Source organism: Synechococcus sp. MU1655, assembly GCF_023630655.1.
In the GTDB taxonomy this organism is placed as follows: Bacteria; Cyanobacteriota; Cyanobacteriia; order PCC-6307; family Cyanobiaceae; genus Synechococcus_C.
Map to the genome: position 1 here is coordinate 14,331 of NZ_JAKUHK010000001.1, position 17,635 is coordinate 31,965.

Here is a 17,635-nt window from a genome sequence, read left to right on the forward strand (position 1 = left end):
ATGCCCATTCCATCCCGCTCCCAACTTAAGGGTGGCTTGATCGTGTCCGTTCAGGCTCCGGAAGGATCACCCATGCGCCATCCCGATGTGATTGCAGCCATGGCTGAAGCCAGCCTTCGCAACGGAGCGACGGGTGTGCGACTCGAGAGCCCAGAGCACATTGGAGCGGTGCGAAATCGCTGTCCTGACGCCCTGATCATTGGGCTCTGGAAGCGCTCATTTCCTGATAGCTCTGTCTACATCACACCTCGATGGGACGACATCCAAACGGTCTGGGCAGCCGGTGCTGACGTCATCGCCCTCGATGCCACAGCTCGCCAAAGGCCAGAAAAGGAAGACCTTGCAGAACTTATTCAACGGTCTAAGGAGGACCTAGGGGCACCACTCATGGCCGATGTGGACTCAATCGACAACGGACTGATCGCGGCATCACTGGGATGCGAGTGGGTGGGCACCACCCTGTATGGATACACAGAGCAAACATCACAACAATCTCCTCCTGGCTACAGCTTGATCTCTCCCTTAAGGGATCAACTTCCCGACCATGTGACTTTGATTTGCGAGGGTGGAATCAAGTCGCCAACTTCGGCTCTCCAGGCCCTTGAGCACGGCGCCGATCTTGTTGTTGTTGGCACGGCGATTACGGGCGTTGATCTGCAAGTGGCCGATTACCTCAGGACCTTGAAGAGGCAAAGTGGATGAGTCTCGCAAGACTCAGGCATGTTGCTAAAATTTGCTTTTCCTGTTGTCCTCAGCGGAGCTTTCTTCGGTCTGCCAATCGCAGGATTGCCGATGACAGAACTTCAGGCCCTGAATCGAGAGTTAGGGAGATTGTGCAACGCACCTCCCCGAGAAGCTTTATCGGTGTGTCGTATCCACGCGCGACTAGTGGGATCCCTTTAAGGGGACCCCATTAGCGGGATTACATCATTCCCATGCCGCCCATGCCGCCCATGGGGTCCATACCACCCATGCCGCCCATGGGGTCACCACCTCCAGCGCCTGCAGGCGCTGGAGGTTCAGGTTTATCTGCCACCACAACTTCCGTGGTTACGACCAGAGATGCAATCGAGACCGCATCCTGAAGCGCAAGACGAACCACCTTGGATGCGTCCAGAATCCCGGCACTCATCAGGTCTTCAAAGTTTCCAGTGAGAGCGTTGAATCCCTCTCCGCTATTGCGGACGCGATCCACCACCACATCACCGTTAGAACCTGCATTTTCAGCGATCTGACGCAGGGGAGCGCTCAGGGCACGCTGAACGATTTCCACTCCAGTCTTTTGATCACCTTCCAACCCAGAGGTCAGAGAATCGAGTTCTGATGCGATGTGCAGAAGGGTGGATCCACCTCCAGCAACAATGCCTTCCTCCACAGCTGCACGGGTGGCATTAAGGGCGTCCTCAATGCGTAGCTTCCGGTTTTTGAGCTCCGTCTCTGTTGGGGCGCCAACCTTGATAACAGCCACGCCTCCAGCGAGCTTGGCAATGCGCTCGTTGAGTTTCTCTTGGTCATACTCCGAATCAGTGTTCTCGAGCTCGCGCCTAATTGAGGCAACGCGGGCACTGACGGCGTCTTTGCTGTCATCGCTGTGCTGACAGGTGGTCAGGTCATCAGTGAAGACAGGGCGATGACCCTCGACAAGGTGACGATGGACGACTTGGGACGGGCACGCCGGATCACGATCAGCAAGGACAGCACCACGATCGTGGCCAGCGATGACAGCAAAGACGCCGTCAGTGCCCGCGTTGCCTCAATTAGGCGCGAGCTCGAGAACACTGATTCGGAGTATGACCAAGAGAAACTCAACGAGCGCATTGCCAAGCTCGCTGGAGGCGTGGCTGTTATCAAGGTTGGCGCCCCAACAGAGACGGAGCTCAAAAACCGGAAGCTACGCATTGAGGACGCCCTTAATGCCACCCGTGCAGCTGTGGAGGAAGGCATTGTTGCTGGAGGTGGATCCACCCTTCTGCACATCGCATCAGAACTCGATTCTCTGACCTCTGGGTTGGAAGGTGATCAAAAGACTGGAGTGGAAATCGTTCAGCGTGCCCTGAGCGCTCCCCTGCGTCAGATCGCTGAAAATGCAGGTTCTAACGGTGATGTGGTGGTGGATCGCGTCCGCAATAGCGGAGAGGGATTCAACGCTCTCACTGGAAACTTTGAAGACCTGATGAGTGCCGGGATTCTGGACGCATCCAAGGTGGTTCGTCTTGCGCTTCAGGATGCGGTCTCGATTGCATCTCTGGTCGTAACCACGGAAGTTGTGGTGGCAGATAAACCTGAACCTCCAGCGCCTGCAGGCGCTGGAGGTGGTGACCCCATGGGCGGCATGGGTGGTATGGACCCCATGGGCGGCATGGGCGGCATGGGAATGATGTAATCCCGCTAATGGGGTCCCCTTAAAGGGATCCCACTAGTCGCGCGTGGATACGACACACCGATAAAGCTTCTCGGGGAGGTGCGTTGCACAATCTCCCTAACTCTCGATTCAGGGCCTGAAGTTCTGTCATCGGCAATCCTGCGATTGGCAGACCGAAGAAAGCTCCGCTGAGGACAACAGGAAAAGCAAATTTTAGCAACATGCCTGAGTCTTGCGAGACTCATCCACTTTGCCTCTTCAAGGTCCTGAGGTAATCGGCCACTTGCAGATCAACGCCCGTAATCGCCGTGCCAACAACAACAAGATCGGCGCCGTGCTCAAGGGCCTGGAGAGCCGAAGTTGGCGACTTGATTCCACCCTCGCAAATCAAAGTCACATGGTCGGGAAGTTGATCCCTTAAGGGAGAGATCAAGCTGTAGCCAGGAGGAGATTGTTGTGATGTTTGCTCTGTGTATCCATACAGGGTGGTGCCCACCCACTCGCATCCCAGTGATGCCGCGATCAGTCCGTTGTCGATTGAGTCCACATCGGCCATGAGTGGTGCCCCTAGGTCCTCCTTAGACCGTTGAATAAGTTCTGCAAGGTCTTCCTTTTCTGGCCTTTGGCGAGCTGTGGCATCGAGGGCGATGACGTCAGCACCGGCTGCCCAGACCGTTTGGATGTCGTCCCATCGAGGTGTGATGTAGACAGAGCTATCAGGAAATGAGCGCTTCCAGAGCCCAATGATCAGGGCGTCAGGACAGCGATTTCGCACCGCTCCAATGTGCTCTGGGCTCTCGAGTCGCACACCCGTCGCTCCGTTGCGAAGGCTGGCTTCAGCCATGGCTGCAATCACATCGGGATGGCGCATGGGTGATCCTTCCGGAGCCTGAACGGACACGATCAAGCCACCCTTAAGTTGGGAGCGGGATGGAATGGGCATGGTCCTTCAGGATGCCTGTAGATCTTGGTCTGCTGAGGACGCAACCATCCAGCGACGAAAGCGTTGAGCACCGCGTGCAATCGGAGGAGGTGCGATTGCGAGTGGCGGATTGGAAGAACGATCCGCTAGGTCTTCAATGACCTCAGTCTCATCATCCTTGGAGTCACTCGGGAGGGGGGCCACGTGTAAGGCCCGCTTCTCTGTTTCGACCATTGGATTGCTGACGAGTGAGAGACCTTGGCTCTTTGAACCCTCCTCTGAATTCTTAGGAGATGGGAGAGAGTCTTGGGAGGCTTCAGTCGTTCGTTTGGGCAGAGAGGTCACCCCATAGCGATGCACCCACTGCAGCTCTAATTGGGCGATGAGCGATGTTTCTCTTAATTCATTGGCAAGCAGCAGGCGACGTTGCAGGTCCAGTTGGCGCGGGTTCAGGGGCTGAAACGAAGAGACGGACACGGAATCAAGAGAGTTTGCGATTGAGCAGTGGTCTGATGAGGAGAAACAGCCCCACGGTGAGTACGGTCAAGACCAACAAGCAGGTCTGACCTGTAACGGAGCCATAGGGTGCGTCCAAGAGAACCAGCGAAAGATCGAGAGGGCCTGCATAGGCCGCTCGAATTGGTTCTATCGCGAAGGTAAGGGGATTTAGGGCCGCTAGCCAGCCCATCCACCCAGGCATAAAGCTCAGAGGCGCCAATGCGGTGCTGGCAAAGAGCAGAGGAAGATTGGCGACAAAAATCACTGCAATCAACTCAATGTGACCAGGTAAGGCAAAGGCCAAACCCAGACTTAAGGCCGTAACGGCAAATACCAACAACAGCAGGGTGAACAGAACGAGCAGGAGCCCGCCAGCTCCAGGCCATCCATATCCAAGTAATGCCGCTGTGAGCATGATCGCCAAACTCTGCACGAGGCTCAATGTGGTGATGTAGATCACTGAAGCGAAGACAATGGAACTTCGACTTCTTAATGGCGCAACGAGAAGTCGGTTGAGAAATCCAAATTCGCGGTCAAACATGACCGGAAGTCCCGCATTGAGTGCACCGCTGAATGCTGTGAACACAATCACTCCAGCACCGAGAAATCGCCCGTAGCTCATGCCGCCTGGCAACAGCCCCTCTGGAGCGTTGGAGAAAAGAGCTCCAAATAAAATCAACCAGATCAGGGGCTGCAGAACACCGGCAATCAGCGTGGAGGGACGACGCTTGAGCTGCACGAACAGGCGACGCGTTAAAGCTGTCGTTTCCTGGATGAGCTCCGTCACCGCTCCTCGGGAGGGTGCTTCATTGGCATCGATCTGGAGATGGGGAGTGGTCATGGGGGCGCACTGATGAAGATCGGGGGGTGAAAGCAGGTCGTTACCGCATGGCTTGTTTGCGCTCTTGCTTTTGATCACGCTGACCGGCTGTGGCCAGCTCGGCATCCATCAGGGTGCGGCCTGTGGCCTGAAGGTAAACATCGTCAAGACTTGGCCTGCTTTGTGCAAGGGCAAACACGGGAAGTCCTGCTTCTTCCAGACACAGGCGAAGGCGAGGGAGGACCTGTTCTCCATCCACCACCAGATTGAGGGAGTGGCCTTGAGAGCGATTAATCACAATGTTTTGGACGCCATCAAGGGGTTGAAGCAAGTCGCGAATCGTCTCTGCTTCCTGCTCATTGCTGAATTCACGCACACGCAAGGTGACGCGATCCCCTCCAAGACGAGTCTTGAGTTCGTTAGGGGTGCCCTCAGCAATCACTGTTCCGGCATCAATGATCGCCATTCGATCGGCGAGTGCTTCCACTTCCTCGAGGTAATGGGTGCTGAGCAAGACCGTTGTTCCTTGATCTCTTAAGTCACGAAGCACGTTCCAGATCACAGCTCGACTTTCGATGTCAAGTCCGACCGTGGGTTCATCGAGGATGAGGAGTTGGGGACGATGTAGGAGACCTGCTGCTAAATCAAGTCGACGACGCATCCCTCCTGAATAGGTGCCACATCGACGGTCGATCCAAGGATCCATGCCCAACATCTCGATCAGTTCGTCGATCCGTTGGTTTCTTTGCTTTGGATTTAAGTGATAAAGGTCACCTTGAAGTTCAAGGAGCTCTCGACCTGTGAGGATCTTGTCAATCGCTACCTCTTGAGCGACATAACCAATGAGGCGTCGAACGTCCCGTTGGTCTTTCAAGGCATCCAGGCCAGCAATGCGGACATCGCCAAGATCTGGAGCCAAGAGAGTGGCAAGAATTCTCAGAGTTGTCGTTTTTCCAGCACCATTGGGACCCAGCAGGCCATAAAGACACCCTTCAGGGACTTGCAAGCTCAAATCCCTGAGCGCTGAAATCGTCCCGTAAGACTTTTCCAGGTGATCGAGCACGATCAGGGACATGAAACCGACCAAAAGCGTGGATAAAGAATCTAGGAAGCGGCAGGAAGAAAGCCGCCCGCAAGGATGTTGAGGACTGCCCTCACTTGCAGATCAAATTGAGCAGAACCAGGCATTCGGCTCATGACAAGCAAGAGACAGATTCCAAACAGATAAAGAATTGACCATCGGAATAATCCCTTGGCTCGATCTTGATTGTTTGGTTCAGCAGCCAGACGTTCCACCATCTGCAAAAGGCGACCGTTGAAGGGAAGGATCAACAGACCGTATAAGGCGCCACCTTCCGGTAGGGCCCAGGTCCCTAAAAAGCTCAGCAAGATGGTTGCCCATCCGTAGCGTCTGATCGCCCTCGTGGTCACCAAAGGTCCCTTGACGACTGGAAGCATCGGAATCCCAACGGCCCGATAGTCGTCATGCAAAAGCAGGGCTAGTGCCCAGAAATGGGCTGGAGTCCACACCATCACAAGTGCGAACAGCCACCATCCACCCAGGCCTATATGGCCTGTTGCTGCAGCTGCTCCAACCAGGGGTGGGATGGCGCCAGCAACGCCGCCAACCACAATATTTTGTGTGGTGCGGGGCTTAAGCAGCGCGGTGTAAAGCAGCACATAACTACAGAGTCCTAGGAGAGACAGTCCAGCTGCAAGGCAATTCACCCCACTGACCAGAAGAGCTGCTGCAGCCAGCGTGCAGGACACCGCGCCAACAAAAGCCGCGGATGGTGACAACCGTCCTGAGGGAAGGGCTCGACCGCTTGTTCGCAGCATGCGTCCATCCAGCTCCTGCTCCCACAAACAGTTGAGAACTCCTGCTGCCGCTGCTGCTAAAGCACCACCGCCAAGGGTGCAAGCCAGCCTTGGTGAGGAGAGTGGCCAGCCTTCGGTAAGAGCCATTCCTCCCAAGGTGGTTGCGAGGAGAAGTGGGATCAGCCGTGGTTTGGCAACCTCAAGCCAGGGGGGGAGTTTGATTCTCTTGCGAGATGGCACCACCTCCTCTCTGGTGAGGGTGGGGGGCATTGGAGCAACGGAAGCTGAACTAGCCATGACAGGGCTCCAGGGTTGAAGAATCGCGAGCGATCGTGAGAAGGGAGTCGGGTGCGGACGGGCGTCTCCAAGTGAGAGCCGCGAGGACGGCCACGAGCAGACAGGCCACGAGTTGATGGCACACCGTCACCGCGGGCTGACTTAGACCAAGTCGCAAGGTGAAAACACCCAAAGCGATCTGCATTGAGACCAGGAGAGTGGCTGTGATGAGGAGGGGCCATTGCTGACGAGCCCAGCCGCCGGCGATCAGAGCTGTCGCAACGAACAGCAACACGCAGATGGCTGCTGGGGTTGCAGCACTGCGATGCCAATGAAGCCATTGGCAGGACTGACCCTCCTGTAAGCACCGTTGGGCCGCCCATGAGGTCGCCATCCGTCCGCCTAGTAGGCATTGGCCTGACACGGCCGCAAGGCTGATTCCGCCGAACCAGGGCCACCAGCGAGGGGCGGCAGATTCTTTGGACCCTTGATGAAGCAGCCTTTGTGTGAGTGCGCTCATCACAATGACCAGGGTGAGAGCCAGGACGAGATGGGCCGTCACCACTGCGGAGGGGAGCAGTTGCAGCACGGTCAGAGCCCCGAGGCCTCCTTGAAGAACAACCAACAGAACCAATAGGAACGACAGAGGCAGCAACCAACGGGGCAAGTCCTTCCTCCAGAACCAGGTGGCACTCAGTTGGACGAGCAGTGCAATGCCCACAACAAAGGCATCCAGGCGGTGGAACCACTCCAAGAACACCTTGAGATTCATCTGGCGCCCAGGCAGCAGGCTTCCATAACAAAGGGGCCAATCAGGACAGGCCAGCCCTGCCTCCATGACACGGGTTGCCCCTCCAATCACCACCAGGGCGATCAGAGCCACGACCAGGTGAGCAGCGAGCTGGGCCAGACGCCAACGAATCGGAACTGTTGTCGATGAGGTCAACGACTGTTCCTCCTAACCGCATGGTTTGTTTTTGGAAACTAGCGATCTGATCTCAAACGGCACGCTATTTACAGGTCTCCAACATTTTCAAGGTCGCCAACATCTCCCTTTGCTGACAACAACGCCTTGAAACAGCTGTGTTAGTAGGAACTTCAGGCTGCTTTAACAATCACGGCATGAAGAAGGCCTGGGATCTCCATAGTCTGTTGACACATGTATCAGGAGTTTCGTGCCTATCCCCTCGGCAATTCTCACTCTTGTGCTGGGAATGATCCTTGTGCTGGGTGGATTGTGGATTGGCCAAAACATCAACCTTCTTCCTGTTGATGCCAGCGTCAATGCACCCATTTACGACGAGCTGTTTCGTGTTCTGTTCAGCATCGGAACGATTTTGTTTGTAGGAATCGTTGGGTTGGTGCTGTTCAGCCTTGTGCGCTTCCGCCGCAAAGCTGGACAAATTGGTGATGGGATAGCACTCGAAGGCAATTTGCCACTTGAGATTTTTTGGACCGCTGTGCCCGCGATTGTTGTGTTGTTTGTGGGTTTATTCAGCTACGACATCTACGAACGTATGGGGGGAATGGTTCCCCTTGCTCATGGGGGGCATGGTGATTCTCAAGCCACTCAAGAGAGGGTTTGGGGAGGTATTGGCACGGCAGGGGCGATGCAAGCCAGTTCTGAAATGGCGATAGCGCCACTTCCAGTTGAGGTTACGGCGATGCAATTTGCATTCCTGTTCCATTACCCCGATGGGGACATTATTTCTGGAGAACTGCATGTGCCATCAGGACGACCTATCTCACTAAAAATGGAGGCTAAAGATGTGATCCACGCATTCTGGGTTCCAGAATTCAGGCTCAAGCAGGACATCATTCCTGGTCAGCCAACATTGCTTAACTTCACTCCCACTCGCCCAGGGCGTTATCCAGTGGTTTGCGCTGAACTGTGTGGGCCTTATCACGGTGGTATGCGCTCCACGGTGGTGGTTGAGTCTGCCGACGATTACGACGCCTGGTTCCAAGCCAATCGCAAGCTCCCTGTATCTGAGGCATGACACTCACTCTTCCGCAACAAAGTAAACCCCCCTCATTGCAACCCACTGGCTGGCTTCGCTATCTCAGCTTTAGCGTTGATCACAAAGTGATCGGACTTCAATATCTGGTTTGTGGCTTTGCTTTTTACCTTATTGGTGGTGCCCTTGCTGGAGCGATTCGTACAGAACTAACCAGTCCGGTAGCTGATTTCATGCCCCGGGATGTTTACAATCAGGTGCTGACTTTGCACGGCACCGTGATGATCTTTCTTTGGATCGTCCCGGTGGTTAATGGTGCTTTTGGTAATTATCTGATTCCGTTTTATGTCGGAGCCAGGGACATGGCTTTCCCAAGGCTAAATGCTGTTGCTTTCTGGTTGATTCCACCTGCTGGGTTACTGCTTGTTGCCAGTTACTTTATTACTGGTGCGGCGCAGTCAGGTTGGACAGCCTATCCGCCTCTCAGTCTGACGACTCCTGCCACAGGTCAGATCATTTGGATTCTGAGCGTTTTATTGTTAGGTGGAAGCTCAATCTTTGGTGGAATTAACTTTATTGCCACCATTTTGAAATTGCGACGGCCTGGCTTGAAGCTGATGCAACTGCCGATGTATTGCTGGGCCATGCTTGGAACGAGCATTCTTGTCGTTCTGTCGACACCCGTTCTTGCCGGGACTTTGATTCTTCTGAGCTTCGATATTGTTGCTCATACTGGATTCTTTAATCCAGGAATGGGTGGAAATGTCGTTGTTTATCAACACCTCTTCTGGTTTTACTCTCACCCAGCTGTTTACATCATGGTGTTGCCGGCGTTTGGATTGGTGAGTGAAATCCTTCCGATTCATTGCCGGAAGCCTCTTTTTGGGTACACCACAATGGTGTATTCGATCATGGCGATCGTTGTTCTTGGGCTTGTTGTTTGGGCCCATCACATGTTTACAAGCGGCACGCCTCCATGGATGCGCTTATTTTTCACAATTGCAACGGCCTTTATTGCTGTTCCCACAGGTATCAAATTCTTTAATTGGTTAGCCACGTTGTGGGGAGGAAAAATTAGTCTTAATAGTGCTGTTCTCTTCTCCTGTGGTTTTATCGTCAACTTTGTTTTGGGTGGAATTACTGGTGTGGCGCTTGCTCAAGTGCCTTTTGATGTCCATGTTCACGACACCTACTTTGTCGTCGCTCACTTCCATTACATCGTTTATGGAGGTTCGGTTTTTGTGATCTTCGCGTCGATCTATCACTGGTTCCCAAAAGTGACGGGGAGGATGCTTAATGAAAATGTTGGACGTTTTCATTTCTTGTTGACGTTTATTGGATTCAATCTTTGCTTCGCCCCACAGCATTGGCTTGGCCTCAACGGCATGCCCAGGCGTGTGGCTGAATACGATCCGCAATTTGCGTTGGTGAATCAGATCAGCAGTGTTGGCGCCTTGCTGATGGCCCTGAGCACCTTGCCCTTTCTCTGGAACGTGTTCGCGAGTGCACGCTCAGGCCAGATTGCTGGAGATAACCCTTGGCGGGCCTTGACCCCTGAATGGTTGACCACCTCTCCTCCTCCTGTAGAGAACTGGAAAGGTGAGCCTCCCTTGGTCACTCACCCCTATGGATACGGAATTCCTGCAGACCAGATCGACTTGAAAGATGCCAGTGGCAGCGATGTATGGAGCAACGGCCGATGACCTCCCTATCCCCTCAAGACCAAGCGGTTGAAATCCAGGACCATCACGAAGAAAGCCATCCCGACCATCGCATGTTTGGCCTGGCCACCTTTTTGGTGGCTGATGCGATGACATTTGCAGGCTTTTTCGCGGCCTATCTCACGTTTAAGGCTGTTAACCCTCTCCTTCCTGATGCTGTATACGAGTTGGAGCTTCCGCTTCCAACGCTGAACACCATTCTTTTGCTTGTCAGTAGTGCCACCTTCCATCGTGCTGGTGTCAATCTGCGCCGAAGTGAGATGCAACGCTGCAGGCGCTGGTTACTGCTCACGGCAAGTCTGGGCTTGGCCTTTTTGGTGAGTCAGATGGTGGAGTATTTCACCTTGCCATTTGGGTTGACTGACAATCTTTATGCCAGCACTTTCTATGCTCTCACTGGCTTCCACGGTCTACATGTGACCCTGGGTGCCCTGATGATTCTGATTGTGTGGTGGCAGTGTCGTACCCCTCAAGGGCGAGTCACGGCAGACAACCACTTCCCCCTTGAAGCGGCAGAGCTCTATTGGCACTTCGTTGATGGCATCTGGGTGGTCTTATTTGTGATTCTCTATCTCATCTGAGCGAGCTTGGCTTGTCATGGATTCAATCTTATTTCGATACTTTTGTTGCTTCGTATGAGAGTCATGGCCAGAATTAAAACAAATTTCTTGAGTTAAATGCTCACTGGCCAGGAATTGCTGAACAGGGCCCGGTCACTCAGCAATCGCTCTGAAGATGAAATTGCGAGGGGATGCGGCTATGTCGGTCCCAGTGGTCGCGTTCTGCGTAAAGGCTTTTACAAAGCCTTGGTGGAAGCGAAGGGATACAAACTCCCCTCTTCCAGTTCCGGTGGTGGAACCAGAGGTCGCCAAGCTGATTTCAAGACCCGGGTTCATGGGAATGGAAATCTGCTCATTGGTCATGCCTACACCCGTCGCCTTGGCTTAGAACCTGGCCAAGAGTTTCGAATTGAGTTGCGTCAAGACTCTCGTTCCATCTGGTTGCTTCCGATGAATAACCAAGAGCTCAAGGTCTCAGGGGTGAGCTCAGAGCAGGATCAAGACACAACAAAGGACCCAGGTTGAGCCCCGGGCCCTTGAGACGACTGGTCTTAAGACACTGACTGCGAGTTGATCAAGCAGCAGCTGGTGGGTCTTGATCCTTGGGAATGGTTGAGCTCAGGGCAATCAGATCAATGCCGCTGAACAGGAAACTGATGCCTACAAGCACGCCGAGTACCCACAGCAAGCCCCAGAACTTCAGCGTCACGATCAGCAGGCCAAGGATGAAGGTGATGACGCCATTGGCAATGGCCCAGCCCGCTCCAGGACGGTTGCTGTGAGACAGACCGTTGAAAAAGGCAACAACACCCTCCACTAGAAAGACGATTCCAATCGCGAGCGAAAGTGCTGCCACCTGGCCAGCGGCGTCTGCAGGACTTCGGAAATTGCTGATCATCGAAGCACCCGCAACGATGAACAGGGTTGATACAACTAATCGCCAGAAGCAAATCCAGCGCCCCATGCGTTTGGAGCGGGCAAGATTGCTGATCCAACCAACCACACCTCCAACGAGAAAGACAACGGCGATCACACCAGTGACCCATACGGAGGCCAGCACTGGAAAGATCAGGGCCAGGACGCCCAAGATGATCAGCAGAATCCCTTCCGCGATGGCGAAAGCTTGAAAAGTCCCGATGGAATCGGGACGATCGTCCATGGTCATGAAATTTGTAAAAGAGACAACTCTCGAAAGGTATTGATTCCCCCAAGATCTGTCCCGTTTTTGTGATGTTCCCTCAGCTCCAACCGTCAGCTCCAACCGTGAGAGGCGAGCCATTCAGAGCTCAGAGACGCCTCGTTCTTCGGGGCGGTTGAAGCTCCCTCGCGCGCGTGGCCGAGCAAGCGTTCCGTATATCGAGCGAGAAGATCGATTTCTAAATTCACCTCATCCCCTGCTGCGAGATCGCGCAATGCTGTGGCCATCCAGGTGTGTGGAATCACGGCGATCCAAAATCGCGCACCAGTATCAGAGCACCCAGCGACTGTGAGGCTGATGCCATTGACGGCAACACTGGCTTTTTCACAGATGTACCGGCCATAGGCGGCATCTCGCCAGCGCAGCTCGAGGTTCCATGATTGGCTTAGGGCTTCGATGGCCACCACCTCGCCGATGCTGTCCACATGACCACTCACGAGATGTCCGCCAAGGCGATCGGACAAGCGCAGGGCTGGCTCTAAATTGACTGAACCACCTGTAGAGGCCTTGCGTCCGAGGGTGCTGCGTTGCAGCGTTTCCTCGCTGACATTGGCGAGAAACCCATCACCGACCAGTTCCGCCACCGTCAGACAAACCCCATCTACAGCAACGCTGTCTCCCAGCTGAAGGGGAGCGAACGGAGAGCAGCCACTCACCACAAGGCCACTGCCGCGTCGCTCAATCCGCCCAACAGCTTGCACCAGACCTGTGAACATGCTGTGCATTCAGCGTGAGTTCCCTGGTCATAATCGAGGAAGGGGGGGGAGAGCCGTCGATGGTTGAAATGAGCGTGATCGGGATTGCGCTGGATGCCGCGAGCCGAAGTCCGATCGTGTTGCTTCGAGATCCATCGCGACGGCGACAAGTGCCGATCTGGATCGATCAGGCCCAGGCACACAACATCATGGCTGGATTGAATGGAGAGCCATCTCCTCGCCCCTTAAGCCATGACTTGATGGTGCGCTTGTTGGCAGCTGGTGACCTTCATCTTGAACGGGTCATCATTCATGCGATTGAAGACAGCACCTTTCGCGCTGTCTTGAAACTCAGTCATGACGAGCCAAGCGACGAGATCGAAGACCCTTCAGACGTTGAGCCGCTTGAAGAGAACGAGGTGAGAGAAGAGCTCCTCGATATTGATGCCAGGCCCAGTGATGCCATTGCGCTTGCCATCCGTACAGGCAGCAGCATTTGGATGTTGGAGGAAGTGGTCGCTGAGGCCTCGATCGCGGTGGATGCTGAAGCGGATGCAGAGGATCGAAACGAGTTTCGTCGATTTTTAGATGAGATAAGTCCTGCAGCCATGGTTCGCCACCTTCAGTCCAGACATCCCAAGGACGAAGAAACGGATGACGACACTTCGCAATGACAACAGAGCCTTTGGCTGGTGTTGGGGTTCGTCGCGCCTTTGGCGCGGGTCCGGAAGTGAGCTTGTTCACGCTGGGGACGATGCGTGCTTTGAAAGACCGCGAGCAAATGGTTGCCGTTGTGCGGGCCGCCCATGCCGCTGGGATCAACCACCTCGAGACGGCACCCGCCTATGGCCCTGCTGAAACCTTTTTGGGGCAGTCCTTAGATCAGTTGGCTCGAGAAGGGATTGCCCCTGAGGGGGGATGGTTAATCATCAGCAAACTCCTTCCAGGGCTCTCTTTGGAACAAGGGAAACGCGCCTTATCTGCGTGCCTGGAACGGTTGGGACGCCCCTTCCTTCATGGCCTGGCGGTCCATGGTCTAAACCGCGAGGACCACCTGCATTGGGCGATCGACGGGGATGGAGCCAGGCTTTTGGAATGGGCCCTTAGATCTGGGCTTGTGGGTCAAGTTGGTTTCAGTAGCCATGGCCCTAATTCACTGATCGCTCGTGCGATCTCAACTGGTCGCTTTCAGTTCTGCAGCCTCCATCTGCATCTCTTGGATCCAGCAAGGCTCCCCTTGGCATTGCAAGCGCTCGGTGCAGGAATGGGAGTCATGGCGATCTCCCCTGCGGATAAGGGTGGACGCTTGCAAGCACCAAGCTCATTGCTAAGGGCAGATTGCCAGCCCTGGGAACCCTTGGCTCTGGCTTACCGCTACCTCTTGGCTGCTGGGATAAGCACCCTGATGGTCGGGGCCAACAGCCCGGCCGATCTCAACCTTGCAGCCTCCATGGCCAGCAGCGATGGGGCTCTCACCCCTGCAGAACAGACCGCTTTGACCCGTTTGGAACGTTTGCGTCAACAGCGGCTTGGTGAAACGCTTTGCCATCAATGCAGAGCCTGTCTCCCCTGTCCGCAGGAGGTTCCCATCCCTGAGCTGCTGCGACTGCGCAACCTGAGGCTCGGTCATCACCTTAAGGAGTTCACGGAAGAGCGTTACAACTTGATTGGGCGCGCTGGCCACTGGTGGGAGGAGGTCAATGCCGAAGGCTGTGAGACCTGTGGGGATTGCCTTCCCCGATGTCCCCATCAACTGGCGATTCCTGATCTGTTGGCGGAGACCCATCAGCTTTTGGCTGCGGCCCCTCGACGACGTCTATGGGGCTAAGTCCTTCCACTTGGCTTTCAGACCGTCCTGCTCTGACGGATCCAGAGGGGCAAGATTCCAGCAGCGCTCCCAGATCTCGTTGGAAGGAAGGACGAGGGAACGAAGCCTTTTTGGCACCCGCGACATTGCAGTGCTGACATCTGAGCGAGCCAAGGGGGGGACCCATCCTGCAGAGAGCAACCGACTGAGCAGTGGTTCTTCCCAGGCTTTTTCGACCCAGGCTTGCGGTAAGGGCTCTTTGCTTGAGCTTGGGCGCAGCATCAGAGTCCAGTTCAGAGGCGCACCGTTCTCAGGCAGCACAGCATGCAGCCTTTGGTCTCGAAGGAGCGCTCCCATGCACCGTTGCAGAGGCAGGACAGCTACCTGTGCATCCCCTTGCAGCAACCAGTTGAGGGCATGTCGATCATCAAAACTGATGGCTGCCTGTCTGAGGCGGCGCAGCGCATCAGGGGTCTCCATGTGCGCTGCAAGCGACATCACCAGTCGTGGGCTCGACGGTAAGAGGACTTTGCCTTTGAAATCTGGATCCAGCAACACCTTCCAGCTGTTGGCTGCTTGCTTTTGAAGGGCTGGTTCTCCTCGAAAAAGCATTACCCAGGGGCTGACGCCCACAGGCAAAATTTTGCCTTTCCAGGCTGTAGGCAATTCAGAGAGAAACTGATCTGCTGAAGGCCCTAATTGCGCTTGAACAGGAGCGGCATCAATCGCTTGAAACGATCTTGGGTTGAGACTCGATAACCAACCATCCCCAATCGTGAGCAGATCGGTGGATGACAGCCAGGGGGGTGCGGAGCCGTTGATGGCTTTCAGCTCTGTAATGCGCCACGGAGACTTGAGTTGCTTTTGCCACAGTGCAGGCAGGCTCTTTGTTGGGGCCCGCAAGACAGGTGAACCATTGGATCGCGCACAGCCGGCGAGCCATGACAGGCTTGCTATGCAGCCGGCCTGAAGCAGTTGTCGCCTGCGAAACGAAACGGGCTGAGCAGATGGGCCGATCATTCTCAAACCTTACGGGGCTGGATTCCCTAGGGATTTCTAGGGTTTGAGCTTGGATTCGAGCAATTGATCCATGGCCTTGTCACAGTCTTGGCTGATGCGGTCTAGAGACAGTCCACGCAGCTGCGCCAGCAATGCAAGACCACCGGCACCCACCCCCTCTTTGACATGACCGAGCTCGTAGTCACGCAGCGAGAGGTGTCGACTGTTGCGAAAGCGCAGACCACTCGCCAGTGCAGAGATGGAAACGGCGAAATGATCCTCCATTAATGCCAGCAGCTCGACCAGTGATGCGCGCTTGTTTCCGGTTGGCGTCAGCACTTCCCCAGCCAACCAGGCCGTTGTGCCAATCAGCACTTGATTGGACAGCAAGCGGCGCTCTCGGGCCGACACCATGCTCAGGGCGAGTGCCAGCACGGCAGCCATCTGACTTCCCCCAGCTAAGAGGAGGGGTTCACCGCTCGAGAGGGATCCAATCAGTAACCCGGTTGCAAAGGCCTGAAAAGGATCTCCCACGGCAGCTAGAACCTCCTGCGCCGAGGGGATGGCGCTGAGCTCTGCGGATTGCAGCCCCTGACGCACAAGTTGTCGTTTCAAGGCCATCGGTGGATGGATGGCACTTCCGCTGATCAGGTCATTGGCGGGTAGTCCAAGACCACGAAGAACGGCTAACGCTGTGGTGGTTCCTCCGGGGACACATTCGGCAAGGACGAGTGGGTGTCGCAAACGCTTACCGAACCGTTGGCCTTTGTTGAGCAGCTGGAGGACTCGTTTCGGCGTCATGGAGTGTCCGGAGCTAAGGCATTCGGCTGGACCGAGCTGCGGATCCTCAAAACGCAGATGAGCGAAGGGAGGCATCTTTGACAGTCCAATCGATCCCACCCAGGGCTGAATCTGGAGGGCCTCCGCAGCAACCCAACTGATCAACGCTGGCGAGACGCCTGCGGGCAGAGGCGGTAAAGGCCAGTGAGGCCGATGGGAAGGCCCATAGAGAAGCAACTCTGCGTCAGCAATGGCTGTGTAGCGACGTGATTCAGAGGTGGCACCGGCTGCAGAGATGCCTTCCACCTCGGCGGTCAAAGTGGAGGACAGGAGCAATAAAAGATCCGGAGCAGGTTTGGGGTCGGACCAAAAGCGGTGAGTGGCACCCACCCAACACTCGGATGCTCGGCCCGAAAGGCGAGTGCATCCCGCTGGGAGCTCAAAGAGGGTCGAGGGCGACCAGGCCATGGAGCAGGGGGGGAGGTTCAGGAATCGGAGCTTGGAGACGGGGAAAGATCCAGTAAGCCAAAGCGTGGAGAGCCAGCACGTAAACGAGCTGCTGAACCACGACGAGAGTGATTGCCATGGCTTGCACCAACAGCAGATCAGGGGCGAGGGGCAGCTGCATCAACTCCAGGACGCGATCGAGGAGTCCGGCGCCGGCTCTTGTAATCACCACCCACAGGTTCTCACCCACCATCAAGGACAGCGCCACGACCCTCACCAGAAATCCAGCGGCGCCAATGACGACCCCGAGCCCCCAGCTAATCCACCAGCTCACTTTTTTGTGCCAGCACCACCCCAGCCAAAGCGACAGCAATCCATAGGGAAACAGCATCAGGGGCCCACGCAGAGGACCCATGAGCACCACCAGCAGCAAAATCGCCACAACGACGCCCTCAAGCCCGGCGCGACTGCCCCGGCGCACCAGCAGCAGCGCTAGGGGCAGCGGAAGGGCAAGACGGAACAGGGCTCCACCGATCGGCAAGTAATAGAGAGCCAGCCAAATCAAGGCCGCCGCCGCCGCCAGGTAAGAGGCCTCCATCATGCGCAGCGCTTGTCGACGGCTGAGGCGTGGTTCCATTGCGTTTAGGGCTGCCCTGCGCTTGCGCTGTCACTGGTGGTTGCTTTGGAGGCTGGAATCGAAGGGATTTTCTCGATTGTTTCGACTTCGAAACCAATTCCGGCGCGACGTAAGGCATCGGTGACACTTTCCGCCGG

The 17,635-nt window shown here is 55.4% G+C and carries 18 protein-coding genes and 2 pseudogenes; 8 read left to right on the forward strand and 12 right to left on the reverse strand.

The window, feature by feature from the left end; all coding sequences use genetic code 11:
- On the forward strand, positions 1–702 hold the full coding sequence (locus NCN04_RS00085) for an N-acetylmannosamine-6-phosphate 2-epimerase (RefSeq protein WP_250394783.1): 702 nt from the start codon (positions 1–3) through the stop codon (positions 700–702).
- A 220-nt stretch (positions 703–922) separates the two neighbouring features.
- On the opposite strand, the pseudogene NCN04_RS00090 reads toward NCN04_RS00085, so the two are convergent.
- Positions 923–1,579 (reverse strand): annotated as a pseudogene (locus NCN04_RS00090) (TCP-1/cpn60 chaperonin family protein); the annotation flags it as partial.
- Between NCN04_RS00090 and groEL the strand changes: the two are divergent.
- Positions 1,580–2,383 (forward strand): annotated as a pseudogene (groEL, locus tag NCN04_RS00095) (chaperonin GroEL); the annotation flags it as partial.
- A gap of 220 nt (positions 2,384–2,603) precedes the next feature.
- Here groEL and NCN04_RS00100 read toward each other — a convergent pair.
- The 6 genes from NCN04_RS00100 to NCN04_RS00125 are packed head-to-tail and all read right to left on the reverse strand — an operon-like array spanning position 2,604 to position 7,642.
- The gene (locus NCN04_RS00100; RefSeq protein WP_250394783.1) at positions 2,604–3,305 is read right to left on the reverse strand and encodes an N-acetylmannosamine-6-phosphate 2-epimerase; all 702 of its coding nucleotides are present in this window, start codon (positions 3,303–3,305) and stop codon (positions 2,604–2,606) included.
- Positions 3,306–3,311: 6 nt separating this feature from the next.
- Positions 3,312–3,761, reverse strand: a complete 450-nt coding sequence (locus NCN04_RS00105; protein WP_250394782.1) for a hypothetical protein — start codon at positions 3,759–3,761, stop codon at positions 3,312–3,314.
- A 4-nt stretch (positions 3,762–3,765) separates the two neighbouring features.
- Positions 3,766–4,623: an ABC transporter permease gene (locus NCN04_RS00110; protein WP_048347042.1), complete on the reverse strand. Its 858-nt coding sequence runs from the start codon at positions 4,621–4,623 to the stop codon at positions 3,766–3,768.
- Positions 4,624–4,663: 40 nt separating this feature from the next.
- A complete protein-coding gene (locus NCN04_RS00115; protein ID WP_250394781.1) occupies positions 4,664–5,677 on the reverse strand; it encodes an ABC transporter ATP-binding protein in 1,014 nt (337 codons plus the stop codon).
- A gap of 29 nt (positions 5,678–5,706) precedes the next feature.
- Complete coding sequence (locus NCN04_RS00120) at positions 5,707–6,690, reverse strand: heme o synthase (RefSeq protein ID WP_371190307.1); 984 nt, start codon at positions 6,688–6,690, stop codon at positions 5,707–5,709.
- 19 nt (positions 6,691–6,709) lie between these two features.
- Positions 6,710–7,642: a COX15/CtaA family protein gene (locus NCN04_RS00125; RefSeq protein WP_250394780.1), complete on the reverse strand. Its 933-nt coding sequence runs from the start codon at positions 7,640–7,642 to the stop codon at positions 6,710–6,712.
- Between the two features lie 229 nt (positions 7,643–7,871).
- Here NCN04_RS00125 and NCN04_RS00130 point away from each other — a divergent pair, with 229 nt between their 5' ends.
- From NCN04_RS00130 to NCN04_RS00145, 4 genes are all read left to right on the forward strand, one after another.
- On the forward strand, positions 7,872–8,696 hold the full coding sequence (locus NCN04_RS00130; protein ID WP_250394779.1) for a cytochrome c oxidase subunit II: 825 nt from the start codon (positions 7,872–7,874) through the stop codon (positions 8,694–8,696).
- Positions 8,693–10,357, forward strand: coding sequence for a cytochrome c oxidase subunit I (gene ctaD / locus NCN04_RS00135; RefSeq protein ID WP_250394778.1), 1,665 nt, complete (start codon positions 8,693–8,695; stop codon positions 10,355–10,357). Before NCN04_RS00130 ends, ctaD begins: the two co-directional genes overlap by 4 nt.
- A complete protein-coding gene (locus NCN04_RS00140; protein ID WP_048348275.1) occupies positions 10,354–10,956 on the forward strand; it encodes a cytochrome c oxidase subunit 3 in 603 nt (200 codons plus the stop codon). The genes ctaD and NCN04_RS00140 overlap by 4 nt, the downstream gene beginning before the upstream one ends.
- Before the next feature lie 96 nt (positions 10,957–11,052).
- Positions 11,053–11,460, forward strand: coding sequence for an AbrB family transcriptional regulator (locus NCN04_RS00145; protein WP_048347036.1), 408 nt, complete (start codon positions 11,053–11,055; stop codon positions 11,458–11,460).
- A gap of 49 nt (positions 11,461–11,509) precedes the next feature.
- Here NCN04_RS00145 and NCN04_RS00150 read toward each other — a convergent pair whose 3' ends face one another.
- Together NCN04_RS00150 and NCN04_RS00155 are read right to left on the reverse strand one after the other, a co-directional pair.
- Positions 11,510–12,100: an HdeD family acid-resistance protein gene (locus NCN04_RS00150; protein WP_048347035.1), complete on the reverse strand. Its 591-nt coding sequence runs from the start codon at positions 12,098–12,100 to the stop codon at positions 11,510–11,512.
- 86 nt (positions 12,101–12,186) lie between these two features.
- Entirely contained in the window at positions 12,187–12,849 is a 663-nt protein-coding gene (locus NCN04_RS00155) for a riboflavin synthase (protein ID WP_250394777.1), read from the reverse strand.
- Positions 12,850–12,908: 59 nt separating this feature from the next.
- On the opposite strand from NCN04_RS00155, the gene NCN04_RS00160 reads away from it, so the two are divergent.
- Positions 12,909–13,502, forward strand: a complete 594-nt coding sequence (locus tag NCN04_RS00160; RefSeq protein ID WP_250394784.1) for a bifunctional nuclease family protein — start codon at positions 12,909–12,911, stop codon at positions 13,500–13,502.
- The gene (locus NCN04_RS00165; RefSeq protein WP_250394776.1) at positions 13,499–14,656 is read left to right on the forward strand and encodes an aldo/keto reductase; all 1,158 of its coding nucleotides are present in this window, start codon (positions 13,499–13,501) and stop codon (positions 14,654–14,656) included. The genes NCN04_RS00160 and NCN04_RS00165 overlap by 4 nt, the downstream gene beginning before the upstream one ends.
- Here the strand turns inward: NCN04_RS00165 and NCN04_RS00170 are convergent.
- From NCN04_RS00170 to NCN04_RS00180, 3 genes are read right to left on the reverse strand one after another with little or no spacing between them, the layout of a single operon-like run.
- Positions 14,645–15,655: an ABC transporter substrate-binding protein gene (locus tag NCN04_RS00170; RefSeq protein ID WP_250394775.1), complete on the reverse strand. Its 1,011-nt coding sequence runs from the start codon at positions 15,653–15,655 to the stop codon at positions 14,645–14,647. The two genes, NCN04_RS00165 and NCN04_RS00170, sit on opposite strands and share 12 nt — an antisense overlap.
- A 36-nt stretch (positions 15,656–15,691) precedes the next feature.
- On the reverse strand, positions 15,692–16,882 hold the full coding sequence (locus tag NCN04_RS00175; protein ID WP_250394774.1) for a nicotinate-nucleotide--dimethylbenzimidazole phosphoribosyltransferase: 1,191 nt from the start codon (positions 16,880–16,882) through the stop codon (positions 15,692–15,694).
- Positions 16,854–17,498: a DUF2232 domain-containing protein gene (locus NCN04_RS00180; RefSeq protein WP_250394773.1), complete on the reverse strand. Its 645-nt coding sequence runs from the start codon at positions 17,496–17,498 to the stop codon at positions 16,854–16,856. The genes NCN04_RS00175 and NCN04_RS00180 overlap by 29 nt, the downstream gene beginning before the upstream one ends.
- Between the last annotated feature and the right edge of the window lie 137 nt (positions 17,499–17,635).